Below are 19,159 nucleotides of genomic sequence, written 5' to 3'. Positions count from 1 at the left end.
GAACCGCCCCCGCCGCCCGGTTCCAGCAGCCGACCTCAGGGAGAAGATCCGCGGGTGACCGCCGGTGGGCGGTATGGTCAGCCCACCGGGGCCGGGGAGGTGTCGTCCCAGCCGGCCAGCAGGGTGTTGACGTCGCGCACGCAGCCGCCGCAGCCGGTGGTGGCCCGGGTGGCCTCGGCGATGGCGTCGCGGGTGCGGGAGCCGTCCAGCCACGCCGACTCCAGTTGGCCGCGGGTGACCGCGTTGCACCGGCACACCACCGGGTCGGCCGCACCGGCGCCCTGGTCAGGCCCGGCATCGGGCTGGGGGCGGCCCTGGATGAGGGCCAGGCGGTCGGTGGGCACCGGCGCCCCGGTGTCGTACAGCTGGGCGACGGTGGCGGCCGCGTCGGGGAAGCCGAGCAGCACCGCGCCCGCCACCCGGCCCTCGCGCACCGACAGCTTGGCGTAGCGGCGCCCGTAGGGGTCGGAGATCGTCACGGTCTCGGCGGTGTCATCGGCGCCGGTGTCACCCATCGCCGTCAGCTCGATCCCCTCGGCCTTGAGCCGCGTGACCGGGCGCGCCCCGCTGTAGCGCGACTCCAGGGCGGTACCGGTGAGCAGGTCGGCCAGCACGGCGGCCTGCTCCCAACCGGGCTGCACCAGGCCCGCGCCGCCGCCCGCGTGCTGGGCGCAGTCGCCGATGGCGTGCACCCGCGGGTCGCTGGTGGTCAGCGTGTCGTCCACGACGACGCCGTGCTCGACCTCCAACCCGGCGTCCTTGGCCAGTTCGACGTTGCCGCGCACCCCGGCGGTGACCACGAGCGCGTCGCCGGCCAGCACCCGGCCGTCGTCCAGCTCCAGACCGGTGCCCGGGATCCAGCGCGCCGCCACCCGCCAGGAGTGCACGGTGATCCCCAGCGCCTTGTAGCACTCGGCGAGGATCCCGGCGGCGGGCTGGTCGATCTGGCGCCGCATGATCCACGGCGAGGACTCCACCACCGAGACCCGCACACCGCGTTCGGCCAGGGCGCGGGCGGCCTCCAGGCCCAGCACTCCCCCGCCCAGCACGACCACCGGCGCGCCGGGGCGGGCCAGCGCCCGCACCCGGTGGCAGTCGGCCATGTCGCGCAGCGCGGTCACCCCGGGCTCGGGCGTGCCGTCGGCGGCGGCCACCCCGGTCACCGGCGGGAAGGAGGCGCGCGCCCCGGTGGCCAGCACCAGCTCGTCGTAGTCCAGGTCGGTACCGTCGTCGAGCCGCACCCGGCGCCCGGCGGTGTCAAGGGCGGTGGCGGCGGTTCCGGTGCGCAGGGTGACGGCGTCGGACTCGGGGAAGGGCAGCGTGATGTCGTCGGGGCCGTAGGTTCCGGCGACGACCCCGGGCAGCAGCACCCGGTTGTAGGCGGGGTGGTCCTCGGCGCCGACGACGGTCAGGCGCAGCCGCCGGCCTGCGGGGTCGCGCCGGGCGACCTCCTCGGCGAAGCGGGCGCCGACCATGCCGTTGCCGATCACCACCACGTGGCGCACGGGCTGAGTCACCGATTCTCCTTCGAGGATGCCCCGGCCTTCAGGCCGGGGAGGAATCGAACTCCTGCGGAGCAGGGCAGGGAGCGGGGTTTCGCCCCAAAGGTGAGACGCCGCCCACATGATTGGGTAAGCTCAGCGCTGTGCTGAGCGAGAACCAAGCTGGCACACCGGCACGTTGCGAGAACCAAGCGCGTGCACCTTCTTGGACTCGTTTCAAGACCCCGGGCTGGTTCCAACCCGGCTGGTGTTGAGGGAGTAAGACCTTGCCGGTCGCCGACCTGCGGGGCCTCCTGAGCCAGGAATCCCCTTGCTTTAGCTGGGGGAGGGTTCAAGGGTTCTCCCCTCCGGTGTGGTGGGCGGCCGGTTCCAGTCGGACGGCGCTGACCTTGAATTCCGGCATCCGGCTGGTCGGGTCCAGCGCCGGGTTGGTCAGGTTGTTCGCCGCCTGCTGTCCGGCGTAGTGGAACGGCAGGAACACTGTGTCCAGGCGCGCGTCCCCGCGCAGCCGCACCCGGGCCAGGGTGCTGCCGCGCGGGGAGGTGACCCGCGCCCAGGCGTGCTCGGCCAGCCCGTAGCGGGCGGCGGTATCGGGGTGGACCTCGACGTAGACGGCGGGCTCGGCCTCGGCGAGTTCGGCCACGCGCCGTGTCTGGGCGCCGGACTGGTAGTGGCCCATGAGGCGCCCGGTGGTGGCGATGAGCGGGAACTCGGCGTCGGTGGCCTCGGCGGGCGGCCGGTGGGCCACCGGGGTGAACCGGGCGCGGCCGTCGGCGTGGGCGAAGCCGTCGAGGAACAGGCGGGGCGTGGGCTCGGCGCCCTCGCGCACCGGCCAGTGCAGGGCCTCGCCCGACTCCAGGCGCTCGGGGGTCACCCCGGAGTAGTCGGCGGCGCCGCGGGCCGAGGCCGCGCGCAGCTCGGCCAGCACGGTGTCGGGCTCGGTGGGGAACCGGTGGGCGGGCTGGCCCAGGCGGGTGGCCAGGCCGTGCAGGACCTCCAGGTCGGTGCGGACGCCGGAGGGCGGGGCGGCGGCCGCGCGTCGGCGCAGCACGCGGCCCTCCAGGTTGGTCATGGTGCCGGTCTCTTCGGCCCACTGGGCCACGGGCAGGACCACGTCGGCCATGGCGGCGGTCTCGGAGAGCACGAAGTCGGCGGTGACCAGCAGGTCGAGTGCGGCGATGCGGTCGCGTACCCGCCCGGCGTCGGGGGCGGAGACGGCGGGGTTGGAGCCGAACAGCAGCATCGCGCGCGGCCCGGTCTCGGTGCCCAGCGCGTCCAGCAGTTCGAAGGCGCTGCGCCCGGGGCCGGGCAGCGTGTCGGGGTCCACCCCCCACACACCGGCGACGTGGGCGCGGGCGGCGGGGTCGTCGATCTTGCGGTATCCGGGGAGCTGGTCGGCCTTCTGGCCGTGTTCGCGCCCGCCCTGCCCGTTGCCCTGGCCGGTGATGCAGCCGTAGCCCGACCCGCGGGTGCCGGGCAGGCCCAGCGCCAGGGCGAGGTTGATCCACGCCGAGACGGTGTCGGTGCCCTTGGCGTGCTGCTCGGTGCCGCGCCCGGTGAGGATGTAGGCGCCGGATGCTTCGGCGAGCAGGCGCGCCGCCGCGCGGATCTGGGTGGCCGGCACACCGGTGACGTGCTCGGTCTGCTCGGGCCACCAGGCGGCGGCGTGCGCCCAGGTCGCCTCGAAGCCGGTGGTGCGGGCGTCGATGTAGTCGGTGTCGGCCAGCCCCTCGGCACGCACGGCGTGCAGCAGTCCCAGGGCCAGCGCCAGGTCGGTGCCCGGCCGCGGCGCCAGGTGCATACCGCCCTGGGCGAGCGCCTGCTGGGCGGTGGCCGAGCGGCGGGGGTCCACCACGATCAGCGTGGGTGCGGAGAGGTGGCCCATCATCGGCGGCATGGTCTCGGCGGGGTTGGCTCCGGCCAGCAGCACAACATCGGCCTCACCGACGTCGGTGAGCGGGAAGGGCATCCCCCGGTCCAGGCCGAACGCGCGCATCGAGCCGGCGGCGGCCGAGGACATGCAGAACCGGCCGTTGTAGTCGATCTGGGAGGTGCCCAGCGCCACCCGGGCGAACTTGCCCAGCAGGTAGCTCTTCTCGTTGGTCAGCCCGCCGCTGCCGAACACCGCCACGGAGTCGGGGCCGTGCTCGGCGCGCAGGCCGGCCAACCGGTCGGCGACGTGGTCCAGCGCGGTGTCCCAGTCGACCTCGGTGAACTCGGCGGTGCGGTCCTTGCGCAGCAGCGGGGTGGTGAGCCGGTCGGGGGTTCGCAGTACCTCGGCGGAGGTCCAGCCCTTGCGGCACAGCCCGCCCCGGTTGGTGGGGAAGTCGGCCGGACGGGCGGCCAGCGCGCCGTCGGGGCCGGGCTCCAGGCGCATGGCGCACTGCAGGGCGCAGTAGGGGCAGTGTGTGGTGGTCATGAGGCGACGCGCTCCGTGTCGGCGTCGGGGCCGCCGCGGGGCCGGGCTCCGGCGGCGGGGCGGGTGCCGGCCGGTGTGCGCAGGTAGACGACGTAGGTGACGGCGATGCACACCACGTAGTAGGCGAGGAAGGAGATGAAGGCCGGCGTCGCCGTTCCGGTGGCGGCGAAGGACTCGCGGAAGACGAGGTTGATGCCGACGCCGCCGAGCGCGCCCATGGCGCCGATGAGGCCCAGCATCGAGCTGGCGATGCGCTTGGTGTGGGCCAGGGCCTCCTCGCGCGGGGTGCCCGCGGCGATCATGTCCTCGGCCTTGGCCGCGTAGATGCCGGGGATCATCTTGTAGGTGGAGCCGTTGCCCAGCCCGGTGAGCACGAACAGCACGCCGAACGCGGCGATGAACAGCGGGAGGGAGTCGGCGGTCACGGCCATCACGACCACCCCGGTGCCGGCGACCATCGCGATGTAGTTCCACAGGGTGACGCGTGCGCCGCCGTAGCGGTCGGCCAGCCAGCCGCCGACGGGGCGGATCAGCGAGCCGAGGGCCGGGCCCATGAAGGTGACCGAGGCGGCCTCCAGCGGGGTGCGGTCGAACTGGCTCTGCAGCAGCAGCCCGAAGGCGAAACCGAAGCCGATGAAGGAGCCGAAGGTCGCGATGTAGAGGAACGACATGATCCAGAAGTGCCGGTCCTTGGTCGCGGCGATCTGCGCGGCGGCATCGGCGCGGGCGCCGGAGAGGTTGTCCATGTGGCGCCAGGCCACCCACGTGGCCAGCAGCAGGAAGGGCACGTAGAACAGCGGGACGAACGCTCCGGAGTTCACGGTGAACAGCGCGATGACCCCGAGGCCGACGAGCTGCACGGTGGCCACGCCGATGTTGCCGCCGCCGGCGTTGAGCCCCAGCGCCCACCCCTTCTCCCGCTCGGGGAAGAAGGCGTTGATGTTGGCCATGGAGGAGGAGAAGTTCCCGCCGCCCAGACCGGCGGTGGCGGCCAGCGCCAGGAACACCCAGAAGGGTGTTTCGGGGCGCTGGATGAGGACGATGGCCAGGGCGGTGGGGACCAGCAGGGCCACCACCGAGACCAGCGTCCAGTTGCGGCCGCCGAAGATCGGAACGGCCAGGGTGTAGGGCACCCGCAGCACCGCACCGACCAGCGCGACCACCGACACCAGCAGGAACTTCTGCTCGGGGGTGAAGGCGAAGCCGGTCTCCGGTGTCATGAACAGAACCAGCACCGACCACAGGCTCCACACGGAGAACCCGATGTGCTCGGCGAAGATCGACGCCCACAGGTTGCGCCGGGCGATCCGCCGCCCGCCGCGTTCCCAGAACGTCGTGTCCTCGGGGTCCCAGTGGGCGATCCAGCGCCCACCGGCGCGTCGTTCGCCGGTTGCGGTCCTGTGGGACTGGGGGGAGTTGGTGCCGCTCACATCCCGGCCTTTCCTGCTCGCCTGTGGTGTCGCTGTCGACGCTAGGAAGCGGCCGTTGCCGGGACATGTCATGCCGTAACACTCGCGAAACAGACACATCACGTCGCGCTCCTCATCGCCGTGAGATCGGGATCCGCCCACCCCGGCCGGCCAGGGCGAACGGCGGAAATGTGGCGCGTCTCACGGCGCCGGGCCGGGGTGCCGTCCGCTCGTCCGGGCCGGCGGTACCTGGGAGAACGCGCGGGGCGGATCCGGCGCCGCAGCCCGCGACGCCCTGCCGCCGTCGACGCCGAGCTCCGCCCACGCCGACGTCGGGTGGCGTCTGGGGCACGGTCGCCGCGTCGTTCCGGCATCCGGACACCGTCGAGCAGGTCGACGGTGTTGCGCCGCGGACGGTCTTCGACGTCGGTGACCGGGAAGCCTCCCGCACCGTCGACGCCCCCGGCCGGTCCGGCGACCCGCGCGGAGTGCACCGGTGACCTCGCCGCGCTGTGGTGTGCGGAGAACCACGTCCCGCTCCTCTCCGGCGAGGAGGCCGTGCAGTGCCACGCGCACGCGCATCACCCTGGTGCCCGCCGACTGACCCCTGACCGCGGCGCGGCGCACCCCTGAAACCCGTGGTCGCGGTGATATCCGCTCGGATTTCTGTGCAAAGATTCCGTATGTGATCAATGAGTTCCGCGTCGCGTTTCAGAGGCTGCTCGACGCCTCCGTGGCGCAGTCGCCCGAGTTCCGCTCCGCCATGCACGAGGTTTTCCGGCTCTCTCCCCAGGTGCCGCAGGAAGAGCGCGTCTTCGCCCTGGAAGCACTCGTCCCCGTCATGCGGGAGTGCGAGCCCATCGCCGGCATCGCCGCCGACCTGGCCGTTCTCGCCGGAGCACTGGTGGAGGCCGACACCCCGGCCGGGCAGGCCGGCATCGAGGTCATGCGCCAGCTCGCCCACTACGGCAAGGCCGCCGACGTCTTCCTGCAGGCCTGGGAGCAGACCGGTGGCGGCAGCCCGCCCCCGCCGATGGAGGTGACCGCAGCCGAGGAGCAGCGCGTCGCCGCCTCCCTCAACGAGCTCGCGCGTGTGGCGACCACCGGCTGGTGGGTCGCGCACCGCTACGGCCTGGCCGCCAAGGCCGTCCTCACCGATGCCGACACGCGCGCGGCCCTGTGCACCGTCCCCGCCGCGCCGCAGGAGACGGCGTTCCTGGAGGAGCTGACACACATCGCCGGCCGGCTCTCCACTGAGATCGCCGAGTACGGCGAGGTCCACGGGTTGCTGCGGGCACTCGCGCCCGACAGTGCGGCCGTGCCCGAAAACGCGGCCGTGCCCGACCACGCCCCGGAAGAAGCGCCTCGAACGCCGGAGCCGCCCGAGCCCGCGCCCGTCCCCGCCACACCGCCCGGCGCTGGACTCCTCCCCCCGCTGCCCCCCGGCGTCTCCGACAGCGCGGGCTGGGCACCCCAGTGGAAATAGGCCACCGCCGACCCCGGGGGCCGCTTCGCCTTCCTGGGTGAAGCGGCCCCCGGGGTCGGGCTCAGGAACCGGCGTGCTCCTGCCGCGCCTCCCTGCGGCGGGCGGTACGGCGCAGGACGCCGTGCTCGGGGGCGAACAGGTAGGCCAGGGCGAACGCGTAGGCCTGGGCGACCACGATCGCACCGCCGGTGGCGACGTCGGCCTGGAAGCTGACGTAGGTGCCCAGTACCGAGGCAGCGACCGACACCCCCACCGCGATCAGCAGCATCCGCTCGAACCGGTCGGTCAGCAGGTAGGCCGTGGCGCCCGGGATGATGACCATGGCGACCACGAGGATGATCCCGACCGCCTGCAGGGCGATCACCACCGTGACCGACAGCAGGCCCAGCAGCAGCATCTCCAGGCGGCGCGGGTTGAGCCCGATGGCGTGGGCGTGCGTGGCGTCGAACGCGAACAGCGTCAGGTCGCGGTGCTCAGCCACCACCACAGCCAGCACCACAGCGCCCATGATCAGCACCTGGGCGATCTCGGAGTCCGAGACGCCCAGCACGTTGCCGAACAGGATGTGCATCAGGTCGGTGTCGCTGGGGATCTTGGAGATCATCACCACCCCGATCCCGAACATCGCGGTGAACACGATGCCGATGGCGGCGTCCTCCTTGACCCGCGAGGTGCGGTTGACGGTGCCGATCAGCGCCACCGAGCCCGCCCCGAACACCAGCGCGCCGACCGCGAACGGCCAGCCCAGCAGGTAGGACAGCACCACGCCGGGCAGCACTGCGTGCGACACCGCATCGCCCAGCAGCGACCAGCCGATGAGCGTCATCCAGCAGGACAGGACCGCGCACACGATCCCGGCCACCGTGCTCACCAGCAGCGCCCGCCACATGAAGTCGAACTGGAACGGCATCAGCAGCCACTCCGCGAACCCCGCCATCAGGCTCCACCTCTTCGTCCGCTGTCGGCGGCCCGTCTGCGGCGGGTCCGCGGATGGAGGGGGTCCGGTGCGCTCACCGCTGCTCCCCGGCCGGGTGCGAGTCGATGCCGAACGCCGCGAACAGCCGCTCGGGGGTGAGCACGTCGGCGGGGTCGCCCTGTGCGATCACGCGGCGCTGGAGCAGCACCGCCTCGTCGCAGAACCCCGGGACGCTGGCCAGGTCGTGGGTGGAGACCAGGAGGGTGTGGCCGGCGGCGCGCATCGCGCGCAGCACCTCGATGATGGTGGCCTCGGAGCGCTTGTCCACCCCGGCGAACGGTTCGTCGAGCAGGAACACGCTCGCGCCCTGGGCGATCCCGCGTGCGACGAACGCGCGCTTGCGCTGCCCGCCGGAGAGCGCGCCGATCTGCCGGTGCGCCAGGGCGGTGAGGTCGGTGCGCTCCAGAGCCTCGGCGACGGCCTCGCGGTCGGCCCGCCGGGGACGGCGGGTGATGCCCATGTGCCCGTAGCGGCCCATCATCACCACGTCGACGACCCGTACCGGAAACGCCCAGTCCACCTGCTCGGACTGCGGGACGTAGCCCACCAGCCCGCCCTTGCGTGCGGCGGCCGGGTCCTGCCCGTGCAGCAGGATCCGGCCCCGTTCGGCGGCGACCAGCCCCAGGACGGTCTTGAACAGCGTGGACTTGCCCGAGCCGTTGGTGCCCAGCAGGCCGCAGACGCGCCCGGGCGCCAGCGCCAGGTCCACGCCGTCCAGAGCCAGCACGTCGCCGTAGCGCACGGTGACCCCGCTGGCCTCGATGGCCGGAGCGGCGGCCGACGCCGACGCGACCGTGCCGGTGGGTGTCGTCACCGTCATGAGGCGCGCTCCTGTCCGGTCAGCCCGGCCACGATCGCCTCGGCGTCGTAGCGCAGCAGGTCGACGTAGGTGGGGACGGGGCCGTCTGCCTCGGAGAGGGAGTCGACGTAGAGCTTGTCCCCCATGCGGGCCCCGGCCTCGTCGGCCACCCGCTGCTGGGCGCCGTCGTTCACGGTCGTCTCGCAGAAGACCGCGGGGACCTCGTTGTCGCGGACGAACGCGGTGACCGAGGCGATCTGCTGGGGGGTGCCCTGGCTGTCGGCGTTGACCGGCCACAGGTACTTCTCCTCCAGCCCGACGTCGCGCGCGAGGTAGGAGAAGGCGCCTTCGCAGGTGACCAGGGCGCGCTGGTTCTCGGGCAGTTCGCCGAGCTCGGCGTCGAGGAAACCGCTGATCTCGGCGAGCTCGTCCTTGTAGTCCGCGGCGTTGGCGCTGTAGGCGGCGGCGTTGTCGGGGTCGAGGTCGCTGAGCGCGTCGCGGATGTTGTCGACGTAGATCATGGCGTTGTCCGGCGACATCCAGGCGTGCGGGTTGGCCTCGCCCTCGTAGGTGCCGGACGTGATGGGCATGGTCTCCACCCCCTCGGTGAGAGTGGCGGTGGGGGCGTCGATGCGGTCGGTGAACTTCTCGAACCAGGCCTCCAGGCCGAGCCCGTTGGCCAGGATGAGGTCGGCGCCCTGGCCGCGGACGAGGTCGTCGGGGGTGGGCTCGTAAGTGTGGATCTCCGCGCCGACGCGGGTGATCGATTCGACGTCGACCTCGTCTCCGGCGACGTTGCGGGCCATGTCGGCGATCACGGTGAAGGTGGTGAGGACCTTGAGTCGACCGTCGTCGGAGGCCACGGGGGGCAGGCCCGAACAGGCGGCCGCGCTGAGGAGCGCGGCCGCGGCGGGGAGGGTCGTCATGGACCGGGTTAAAGGCGACCAATCTCTAATGTTCGGCACGCCTAACTTTTACCACATCGGGCGGTGTGCGAGGTAGGCGGCCTCTGGTGGCCGACGCCCGATGCGCGCCCTCCGGGCGCCTCAAGGGTCGTTGCGGTCCCTTCGATCCGGAGGAGGAGATAACCGGAAAACGCATTCCCGACTGTCCGTCATCCAACGATGGGATGGTGGATATCGCCTCTTCCTGTTTTCTGGGAATTTCCTATGAACCCGAAACGCTGCAACGGGCATATTGACGGCGTGTTGCGCCCTAAATACCATGCCGTTACAACTTCCGGCTCCCGGTGCGCCGAAAGCCAGCGGAGAGAAGATCATTTCTCCGAATGCGCGCCCCGCCGGATGCCAGAGAAATCCGTGGTGAAAATCCGGGAATCGCGACACCCGGCCCAGGGACTCTACGCGTTCTTCCATCACGACGATCGGAAGTGATCCCCCATGCTCAAGTCCATCGCTGCCGTCGCAGGCGCGGCCGCCCTGCTGTCCTCCCTCTTCACAGCCCCCGCGAACGCCGACCTCCACTTCACACCCCCGCCACCCGGCCAGATCACCATCGACCTGGTGACCATCAACGGATCCGGCTGCCGCCCCGGGACCGCCGCCGTGGCCGTGGCTCCCGACAACACCGCCTTCACCGTCACCTACAGCGAGTACCTCGCCCAGGCCGGCGCCGGGACCAGACCCACCGACGCGCGGAAGAACTGCCAGCTCGCCGTCCAGGTCAAGGTCCCGCAGGGGTACACCTACGCCATCGCGCGCGCCGACTACCGCGGGTATGCGGACCTGAAGCGGGGCGCGACGGGCACGCAGAGAGCCAGCTACTATTTCCAGGGCATGCCGGAAACCATTCCCGTCACCCACAACATCCGCGGCCCGCACGCGGACAACTGGCAGTTCGGAGACACGACCGGGGTGCACGTGTATGCGCCCTGCAACGCGATACGCAACTTCAATATCAACACCGAACTCCGGGTGAACGCGGGAACCTCCGACCCGCGGACCACCAGCTTCATGGCGATGGACTCCACCGACGGCAGCATCATGACCACGTACCACTTCTCCTGGAAGAAGTGCAACTGAGCGCGACCGGGCGGGCGCTCGTCGGAGGATTCCCCTGTCCGTTTCTCCCTTTCTCTTCCCGGTGCCACCGGTAGGGCGGGGAGTGGCGACGGGGGCCCGGCGGCTCGCGGTGCGGGGCCGTCTCGGCCCCGCACCACAGGCGGTCGCGCAGGCCGGGAGGGGTGGGGAGCGGGGCCGCCCCACCCGGTCTCCGGCCGCCTGCCGGTATCGACGAGAATGAAGCCGATGACTGATCTCACGCTCCGCGCGGTACTCCGCGACATCGGCACGATCAACCCCTTCTTCGCGGTCGAACCGGTGCCCGCCGGAGACGGCTGGGTGCCCGTCTCCGCCCTGTGGCGGCAGCCGGACCTGCTGGCCGCCGAGATCGCCGACGTGCGCGGCAGGCTGGCCGCGCGTGCGGGGGTCGGCCTCGACGCCGTGGAGCCCCGGGTCGCCGCGTCGATCCTCTATCAGGGACTGGCCTCCCGGCTGCTGTCGCCGGTCATCGCCGCGGCCCTGTGCCACGGCCGCTCCCCCGACCCCGCGTCGCTGCGGTGGCGCCCCGCACGCACCGGACCACTGGTCTTCGCGCTGGGCGCAGGCCCCGGACTCGACGCCCCGGGGGGCTCCGGGCCTGAGGCCGCGGCCCGGTTCGTGCACGACCGGGTCATTCAGGGCGTGCTCGACCCGACCGGCGCGGCCGTGCGCGCCCAGGTCAAGGTCGCGCTGCGGCTGCTGTGGGGCAACGCGGCATCCTCACTGGCCGGAACGGTCCTTCAGCTGGCCCACGGCCGGCCGCGGCACGCCGATGCGGCCCTGGATCTGGGCGAGGCCCTGATGCGCCGCAGCCCCCTGGCCGGGCTCGGCGCCTTCTCCCGGCCGGACGCCGGGACGCCGTCCTTCACCCGCTCGACCTGCTGCCTGTACTACCGCATCCCCGGCTGCGCCAAGTGCGGCGACTGCGCTCTGGCGCCCACCGCCCGGTCGCGCCCGTCCAGCGCCCACTGACCTCGCGCCATCGGAAGCGGGCCGGGAGCAGGGGCGAGCGAGCCGTCACCGCCGTTCCTCGCCGCTCTTCCCGTCATCGGCGGCCAGACGGCGCAGCCACTCGCGCAGCAGGGCCGCCTCCGCCGGGGACAGCGCTGAGGACCGCCCGTCCAGGAGCGCGTCGAGCCGAAGCGCGGTCGCCCCGCAAGCCGGGGCTCCCCCGTCGGCTATCCGGAGACCGGCACCACCCGGTCCAGGAAACCGGTGACCAGACGCGCCCACTCCTTCGGGGCATCCTCGGCGACCAGGTGCCCGCAGTCCAGCTCGGCCCGCTGGGCACCCGGGATCGCCTCGGCCAGGACATCGGAATGGTCGGGGGACACCAGGTCGTCGGCCATGGTCGCGATCACCAGCGTCGGAGCGGCGATTCCCGGCAGGTCGCCGCGCGTGTCCGCCCGCTGGAGCAGCTCGATCTGCTCCAAGGCGCCGGCCCGCTCCGGCGGGAGCTCGGTGCCTGCCATCTCGGTGTGCCAGCCGTCGAAGATCCGCCGCGCGTGCGGGAGCGGGTAGGCCAGTCCCGCGGTCAGGACGAGGGCGGTGACCCGTTCGGGGTGCCGGGCGGCGGCGCGCACCGCGACCATCGTGCCCATGGAGTATCCGAGCAAGGCGAACCGCTCCAGCCCTGCCTCGACGGCGGCGGCCACGAGGCGGTCGGCGAGCGTGTCCAGGTCGAGCGGGCCGGCGGCGCGCGGCGTGGAGCCCGAGCCCGGGTAGTCGGGCGCGACGACGGTGCGGTGGCGGGCGAGGTCGCCGAGGATCGGTCCGAAGTTGGCGTCCACCCACCCGGTCGCGCCGTGGGCGAGCAGCAGGCCGGGGCCGCTGCCCAGCGTTGTGGCGGACAGGCTGATGTCGTGCAGGGAGAGCCCCTGCGGCTGTGTGGTCATGAGGGGAGGCTAGGGTTTCACACCGGTGTGAAGGTCAAGTCGAGGTGGGCGCATGCGGATCGGGGAACTGTCGAGGCGCACCGGGGTCAGCACCCGGCTGCTGCGCTATTACGAGGAGCAGGGACTGCTGGACGCCGAGCGGCTGCCCAACGGATACCGCTCTTACGGCGATGGCGCGGTCGCCACGGTCCACCAGATCCGCGCGCTTCTGGCGGCCGGGCTGTCGACCCAGGTCATCAAGGACGTGCTGCCGTGCGCCCGGGGCGAGGTGCCGACGCTGGAGCCCTGCCCGAACCTGCTGGCGACCCTGCGCCGCGAGCTCGGCGCCATCGACGCGCGCATGGATGCGCTGCGCACGACACGGGAGTCGCTGTCGGGCTTCCTCCAGGCCGCGGCCCGCGAGGCCGCGTAGGCACATGCCCCTGGCTCGCCCGCGGGTCCCGAGACGACGATGAAAACGCCGAATTCCTCTGGTTGGAATTGAAATTCACCTTCGACGTCGAGGAAAACAGGAAAGAGGGAGCAGTCCGATTATCCGCTGCCGGAGGATTCCGCTCCGGTGCTCAGGTCGGCGGCACGGCGGCAGCACTGCCGTCCGCTGCGGGTATCCGGTCGGGGTTCCGGATAGGGTCATCGGGGAAAAACTCGGGTGACGGGTGAGGTGACCTGCGGTGATCTACTGGCTTCTCAAGCTGGTCCTGGGGCCGATACTGGCGGTGTTGTGGCAGCCCAGGGCTGAGGGGGTCGAACACGTCCCACTGCACGGGCCGGCGATCATGGTCGGAAATCACCTCTCGGTCGCCGACCATTTCTTCGGCCCCCTGCCGGTTCCACGCAAGATCAACTTCATCGCCAAGTCGGACTACTTCACCGGAAGCGGAGCCAAGGGCGCGATCGCCCGGCTGTTCTTCCGCGGGGCCGGCGCGATTCCGATCGACCGCGCGGGCGGAAAGGCCAGCGAGGCGGCACTGCGTGCCGGGCTCAAAGTGCTGGAGCGGGGCGAGCTGCTGGGCATCTACCCCGAGGGCACCCGCTCACCGGACGGCAAGCTCTACCGCGGTAAGACAGGCGTCGCCCGGCTCATCCTCAAAGCCAAGGTCCCCGTGGTCCCCATGGCGATGATCAACGCCGAGAAGATCATGCCGCCCGGAACCACCATCCCCCGTCTCGGCGTCCGGCCCCGCGTACGGTTCGGCGAACCCCTCGACTTCTCCCGGTACTACGGGATGGAGGACGACCACCTCGTACTGCGCTCGATCACCGACGAGATCATGTACGCGCTCATGCGGCTGTCGGGCCAGGAGTACGTCGACCGCTACGCCAAGACGGTGAAGGAGGAGCGCGCGCGGGCCGCCAAGGAGGAGCGCAAAGCCGAGAAGGCCGCGCGCAAGGCGGAGGAGAAGGAACGCCGGGCGAAGCGGGCCCAGGCGGAGAACGACGCCTGAGACGCCCACTCCCTCCCCGCCGCATCGCCCCTCTCTTCCCCGGTGCGCGACGCGGTGCTCAGCCGTCCGTGGCCTCCTGCGGGGTCGGCGCGATCCACAGCGCCTCGGCCGCGACCAGTCCCAGCGCCTGGTCCCGCTGCTCGCCGGGCGCTCCGATGCGGATCAGCAGTGAGCCGCCGAAGGGCTGGCGCTCGACCACCTCGATGCGCATGCCGATGCCGATGCGCTGGTCGGCGAGGTAGCGCAGCAGATCGGGGTCGGTGTCGTTGACGCGGACGATCACCCCGGTGGTGCCGGCACCGGCCTCCGACAGAAGATGGGTGTCCCGTTCCACGATCCTGCCGTCGCGCGTGGGAATGGGGTCGCCGTGCGGGTCCACCAGGGGGTCGCCCAGGTGCTCGGCGATCCGGTCGACGAACTTGTCGGAGACGGCGTGCTCCAGCTCCTCGGCCTCGTCGTGCACCTCGTCCCATGAGTAGCCGAGCGCCTCGACCAGATAGGTCTCCAGGAGGCGGTGCCGCCGCAGCACGGCCAGCGCGGCCTTGGTGCCGGTGTCGGTGAGGCGGACGTGGCCGTAGCGCCGGTGGTCTACCAGACCGAGTTCGCCGAGCTTGCGCAGCATGCCGGAGACGGAGGAATTGGACACCGACAGCCGTTCGGCCATCCCGGATATCGTCACCGGGCCCGAACCGCGCTCCTGAAGGTCGTAGATCACCTTCACGTAGTCCTCGACCGACGTGGACGGCCGGTCGGATGCGTTCCCCATGTTCGCCACGGTATCGCGAACTGGAAGGACGCCCGACGCGCTGTGATCGCCGCGACCGGCGCCGTGCGGGGGGAACCCGGTGCGCACGCCGTCGTCGCGGTCGGCGCTGCGACCGGTGCGCTGCTGGAGACCGTGGTGCGCGCGCTGCCACAGCGGCACGACGTTCACGGCCGTCTGCCCTCGCGAGCCGACCAGGAGGTCGAATGCGACGCGGCGCCCGGCGGCGATGGCCTCCAGCCCTCGGGACACGCACGAGGAGTCGAAGCGAAGAGAGGGAAGGTCGCCGTCCGGGATGATGTACCCCAGTCCCGTGTCAGCATCGAACGATTCGACCGTGCCGGGGCGCTTGTTCATATGCCTCGCCTCCCTACCAACAGGATGATCACATAGCGTTGTTATCAATTTACCCAGAGTGTCGGCTATGAGGGTGGCGAAAGGCGAGATCTGCTGATTTCTGGGCATCCTTCGGGCGTTGCGGCAGCGCCGAGAGCATTCGCCCAGGTCATGGATGCAGGGCGGATGATCCGAGGTATAATTCGTACATAGGTTCGATCAAGGCCCGTCTTCCCCAGGTGCGCCTCGCGCACCTCAGGCCGCAGCACCGTCTTCGGGGGAGACCATTGCCGGACGCTTTCACCCACCTCAACGTGGCCTCGTCGGCATCCATGCGCTACGGCACAGCCCACCCGCCCGCGCTGGCCGAACGCGCGGCCGAGCTGGGCATGGACATGCTCGCCCTCACCGACCGCGACGGCGTCTACGGCGCCGTCAAACACGTGCGCGCCTGCGAACAGGCCGGAATCCGGCCCATCCTCGGCGCCGACCTCGCCGTCGCCGCCCCCGACGGCGGCCGCATCACCGCCCTGGCCAGAGGGAAACGCGGCTGGGCCTCGCTGTGCCGACTCATCACCGCGGCACACGCCACCGGGACACGCGGCGTCCCCTCCGTCACCCCCGACTCCGTCGCCGAACACGCCGACGGTCTGGTCATCCTCCTCGGCCCCGGCTCCGACGTCGGCCTGGCCGCCGCCGACCACCACCTGCAGCGGGCACGGCGCCTGCTCGACCGCTGGCGGGCGATCGCCGACGTGGCCATCGAACTGGTCGACCACTACGGCCCCGGCCGACACCGGCAGGCCACGGCCCTGCTCCGACTGGCTACCGAGACCCGCACCCTGGCGGTGCTCACCAACGCCGCCCGCTACCCCCGCGCCGCCGACGCCGAGGTCGCCCACGTCCTGGACGAGGTCCACCGCCGCCGGCCCGGAGTCGGGGGAACCCCCGTCCCGGCCGTCTCCCAGGCCTACCTGAAGAGCGGCGAGGAGATGGCCGCCGTCGCCGAGCGGCTCTGCGGCCCCGACCGCACCGCGGCGCGGCGGCTCCTCGCCCACACCCGCGCGCTGGCCTCCTCCTGTGCCCTGGACCCGGCGGCCGACCTGGGCCTGGGCCGCCCCCACCTGCCGGAGTTCCCCGACGCGCGCGACCGGCTGTGGCGGGCCTGCGGTGAGGGCCTGACCAGGCTCGGCCTCCACCGCGACCAACGGGCCCGTTCCCGCCTCGCCCGCGAACTGGAGATCATCGAGGGCAAGGGCTTCTCCTCCTACTTCCTCACCGTCGCCGACATCGCCGACAGGATCCGCGCCCGCGGCATCCGCTGCTCCATCCGCGGCTCCGGGGCCGGCAGCCTGGTCAACCACCTCATCGGGATCTCCGCCGTCGACCCGCTGGCGCACGGGCTGCTGATGGAGCGGTTCCTCACCGAGAGCCGTAGCGGGCTGCCCGACATCGACCTCGACGTGGAGTCGGCCCGGCGCCTGGAGGCCTACGACGCGATCTTCGACGCCTACCCGGACGCCGCCTGCGTGTCGATGATGGAGACCTACCGTGCCCGTAGCGCCATCCGCGACGTCGGGGCGGTCATGGGCGTCCCACCGCATGAGGTCGACCGGCTGGCCAAGATGTTCCCGCACATCCGCGCCCGCCAGATCCGCGCCGCCTGCGACGACCTCCCCGAACTCCGCGCCGGGGGTCTGGACGGCCCCTCGGCGTCCGTACTGTTCCAGATGGCCGAACGCCTCGACGGACTCCCCCGCCACACCGCCCTGCACCCTTGCGGCATCGTCATCTCCGACTCCTCCCTGCGGGACCGCACCCCGCTGGAGCCCGGAGCGATCGGCTACGAGATGACCCAGTTCGACAAGAACGACGTCGAGGAGATGGGGCTGATCAAACTCGACGTCATCGGCGTACGCATGCAGTCGGCGATGACCCACGCCCTGTCCGAGGTCCGGCGGACGGAAGGAAAAAAGGTCGACATCGACGCGAGTGCGACGCAGCGAGCGGAGGCGTCGACTCCGGTGGCCGGAGGCCCGAGTGTGTCGGCGGTGCAGCGAGTGAGGAGTGCGAGCGCGGGGGGTGGTACCGACGCGAGTGCGACGCAGCGAGCGGAGGCGTCGACTCCGGTGGCCGGAGGCCCGAGTGTGTCGGCGGTGCAGCGAGTGAGGAGTGCGAGCGCGGGGGGTGGTACCGACGCGAGTGCGACGCAGCGAGCGGAGGCGTCGACTCCGGTGGCCGGAGGCCCGAGTGTGTCGGCGGTGCAGCGAGTGAGGAGTGCGAGCGCGGGGGGTGGTACCGACGCGAGTGCGACGCAGCGAGCGGAGGCGTCGACTCCGGTGGCCGGAGGCCCGAGTGTGTCGGCGGTGCAGCGAGCAGGGGGCACGGGCATCAGGGACGACGACCTCGTCACGATCATCGCCGACGACCCCGCCACCTACGCGATGATCCGCGACTCCCGCACCCTCGGCTGCTTCCAGATCGAGTCGCCGGGCCAACGCGAGCTCGTCAGCCGCCTCCGACCGGCCGGCCTGGGCGACCTCATCGTCGACATCTCCCTGTTCCGGCCGGGCCCGGTGAACAGCGACATGATCACGCCCTACATCGCCGTCCGGAACGGCGAACAGCCCCCGGAGTTCCCCTCCCCCGCGCTGTCCGACGTCCTCACCGAGACCGGAGGCGTGGTCATCTTCCACGAGCAGGTGATCAACGTGCTGCACGCGATGACCGGATGCGGGCTGGACCAGGCCGAGGCGATGCGCCGCCGGCTGGGTACCGATGAGGGCAAGGAGAAGGTGCGCGAGATCTTCACCGGCCTGGCCCGGGACTGCGGCCACCCCGAGGACGTCGTGGAGCGGGTGTGGGAGATCATCGCCGCCTTCGGCGCGTTCGGGTTCTGCAAGGCCCACGCCGCCGCGTTCGCGCTGCCCACCTACCAGTCGGCGTGGCTGAAGCGGTACTACCCGGCGGCGTTTTATGCGGGCGTCCTCACCCACGAGCCCGGGATGTACCCGCGCCGCGCGATCCTGGACGACGCCCGCCGCTTCGGGGTACCCATCCTCGGGGTCGACGTCAACGCCTCCGACCGCGAGTGGCGGATGGAGCGCACGGACGGCGGCGTGTGGGGGATCCGCGCGGCACTGGCCGACGTCAAGGGCATCACCGACGCCGAGGTGGAGGCGATCACGGCGGGGCGCCCCTACTTCTCGCTGCCCGACTTCGCGAACCGGGCCCGGCCCGCCCGTGACGTGCTGGACCGGCTGGTGCGGGTGGGCGCGTTCGACGCGCTGTACCACATCGGGGCCGACCCGACCGCGCCGAGCCGACGCGACCTGCTGCTGCAGGCAGGGGCGGTGGAGCGGGCGGGGCGCCGCGCGCTGGGCGGCGGGCAGCTGCCGATCGGCCTGGTGGAGGAGACGAGCGCCGGCGAGCTGCCGGAGATGACCATGGCGGAAGAGGTGCAGACCGAGCTGGAGGTCCTGGGGTACGACGCGTCCCGGCACCTGCTCGGCTGCTACGCCGAGCTGATCGCCGAACTCGTCTCCCACCATGGCGCAGTGCTCGCCCGCGACCTGCACCGGGCCCGTCCGGGGGAGGATGTCCTCGTCCTGGGGGTGAAGGTGGCGACCCAGACCCCGGCGGTGCGCTCGGGTCAGCGCATCATCTTCACCACCCTGGACGACGCAACGGGGCTGGTGGACCTGACCTTTTTCGAATCGGTCCAGGACCGCTGCGCCGCGACGGTGTTCGGATCCTGGCTGCTGGCGGTGCGCGGCCGTATCCGCCGCGTCGGCGGCTCCGGTCTGCCCACGATCAACGCGACCCACGCCTACGATCTGGACGAACTGTCTCAGGCGTGGACCGACGGGGGCCGCGAGTCCCTCCACGCCCACCTCGGTGCTGCAGCACCGTCCTCCCCTCTCACCGGCGTCGGCGGGCGCCGCATCCGCTACGCCAACGGCTACGAGCTGTCCACCTACGCCGACATCTCCCCGGCAGGAGCGGACTCCGCCCCGAGGAAGTTGTGGCACGCCAGCCCAGGAAGTTCCGGAAGGTGAAAACCAGGTGG

General features: G+C 71.8%; 14 protein-coding genes. 6 read left to right on the top strand and 8 right to left on the bottom strand.

What is annotated here, in order from left to right; genetic code table 11:
- Nucleotides 1-77 precede the first annotated feature (77 nt).
- The 3 genes from HNR23_RS09205 to HNR23_RS09195 form a co-directional block, all read right to left on the bottom strand.
- Entirely contained in the window at nucleotides 78-1,517 is a 1,440-nt protein-coding gene (locus HNR23_RS09205; RefSeq protein WP_343070494.1) for an FAD-dependent oxidoreductase, read from the bottom strand.
- A gap of 316 nt (nucleotides 1,518-1,833) precedes the next feature.
- On the bottom strand, nucleotides 1,834-3,921 hold the full coding sequence (locus tag HNR23_RS09200) for a molybdopterin oxidoreductase family protein (RefSeq protein WP_184074996.1): 2,088 nt from the start codon (nucleotides 3,919-3,921) through the stop codon (nucleotides 1,834-1,836).
- A complete protein-coding gene (locus HNR23_RS09195; RefSeq protein ID WP_343070493.1) occupies nucleotides 3,918-5,351 on the bottom strand; it encodes a nitrate/nitrite transporter in 1,434 nt (477 codons plus the stop codon). The genes HNR23_RS09200 and HNR23_RS09195 overlap by 4 nt, the downstream gene beginning before the upstream one ends.
- A gap of 664 nt (nucleotides 5,352-6,015) precedes the next feature.
- On the opposite strand from HNR23_RS09195, the gene HNR23_RS09190 reads away from it, so the two are divergent.
- Nucleotides 6,016-6,816 (top strand): hypothetical protein, encoded by an 801-nt coding sequence (locus HNR23_RS09190; protein WP_184074994.1) that lies wholly within the window; start codon nucleotides 6,016-6,018, stop codon nucleotides 6,814-6,816.
- 61 nt (nucleotides 6,817-6,877) lie between these two features.
- On the opposite strand, the gene HNR23_RS09185 is transcribed toward HNR23_RS09190, so the two are convergent.
- The 3 genes from HNR23_RS09185 to HNR23_RS09175 form a co-directional block, all read right to left on the bottom strand.
- A complete protein-coding gene (locus tag HNR23_RS09185; RefSeq protein ID WP_184074993.1) occupies nucleotides 6,878-7,753 on the bottom strand; it encodes a metal ABC transporter permease in 876 nt (291 codons plus the stop codon).
- 73 nt (nucleotides 7,754-7,826) lie between these two features.
- Nucleotides 7,827-8,612, bottom strand: a complete 786-nt coding sequence (locus tag HNR23_RS09180; RefSeq protein WP_184074992.1) for a metal ABC transporter ATP-binding protein — start codon at nucleotides 8,610-8,612, stop codon at nucleotides 7,827-7,829.
- Entirely contained in the window at nucleotides 8,609-9,556 is a 948-nt protein-coding gene (locus HNR23_RS09175) for a metal ABC transporter substrate-binding protein (RefSeq protein WP_394353758.1), read from the bottom strand. Before HNR23_RS09175 ends, HNR23_RS09180 begins: the two co-directional genes overlap by 4 nt.
- Nucleotides 9,557-9,991: 435 nt before the next feature.
- On the opposite strand from HNR23_RS09175, the gene HNR23_RS09170 reads away from it, so the two are divergent.
- Nucleotides 9,992-10,633, top strand: a complete 642-nt coding sequence (locus tag HNR23_RS09170) for a DUF4360 domain-containing protein (RefSeq protein ID WP_184074990.1) — start codon at nucleotides 9,992-9,994, stop codon at nucleotides 10,631-10,633.
- 225 nt (nucleotides 10,634-10,858) lie between these two features.
- The gene (locus HNR23_RS09165; RefSeq protein ID WP_246421663.1) at nucleotides 10,859-11,623 is read left to right on the top strand and encodes a (2Fe-2S)-binding protein; all 765 of its coding nucleotides are present in this window, start codon (nucleotides 10,859-10,861) and stop codon (nucleotides 11,621-11,623) included.
- Nucleotides 11,624-11,829: 206 nt separating this feature from the next.
- On the opposite strand, the gene HNR23_RS09160 is transcribed toward HNR23_RS09165, so the two are convergent.
- Nucleotides 11,830-12,546, bottom strand: a complete 717-nt coding sequence (locus tag HNR23_RS09160) for an alpha/beta fold hydrolase (protein ID WP_184074988.1) — start codon at nucleotides 12,544-12,546, stop codon at nucleotides 11,830-11,832.
- Between the two features lie 52 nt (nucleotides 12,547-12,598).
- Between HNR23_RS09160 and HNR23_RS09155 the strand changes: the two genes are divergently transcribed.
- The gene (locus HNR23_RS09155; protein WP_184074987.1) at nucleotides 12,599-12,958 is read left to right on the top strand and encodes a MerR family transcriptional regulator; all 360 of its coding nucleotides are present in this window, start codon (nucleotides 12,599-12,601) and stop codon (nucleotides 12,956-12,958) included.
- 259 nt (nucleotides 12,959-13,217) lie between these two features.
- A complete protein-coding gene (locus tag HNR23_RS09150) occupies nucleotides 13,218-13,991 on the top strand; it encodes a 1-acyl-sn-glycerol-3-phosphate acyltransferase (RefSeq protein WP_184074986.1) in 774 nt (257 codons plus the stop codon).
- A 58-nt stretch (nucleotides 13,992-14,049) separates the two neighbouring features.
- Here HNR23_RS09150 and HNR23_RS09145 read toward each other — a convergent pair whose 3' ends face one another.
- On the bottom strand, nucleotides 14,050-14,757 hold the full coding sequence (locus HNR23_RS09145) for a metal-dependent transcriptional regulator (protein WP_246422048.1): 708 nt from the start codon (nucleotides 14,755-14,757) through the stop codon (nucleotides 14,050-14,052).
- A 620-nt stretch (nucleotides 14,758-15,377) separates the two neighbouring features.
- Between HNR23_RS09145 and HNR23_RS26660 the strand changes: the two genes are divergently transcribed.
- Nucleotides 15,378-19,148 (top strand): PHP domain-containing protein, encoded by a 3,771-nt coding sequence (locus tag HNR23_RS26660; RefSeq protein WP_281381834.1) that lies wholly within the window; start codon nucleotides 15,378-15,380, stop codon nucleotides 19,146-19,148.
- Nucleotides 19,149-19,159 lie beyond the last annotated feature (11 nt).

The sequence above is a fragment of the Nocardiopsis mwathae genome (genome assembly GCF_014201195.1).
Lineage (GTDB): Bacteria > Actinomycetota > Actinomycetes > Streptosporangiales > Streptosporangiaceae > Nocardiopsis_C > Nocardiopsis_C mwathae.
This window is presented reverse-complemented; position numbering and strand designations above follow the sequence as displayed.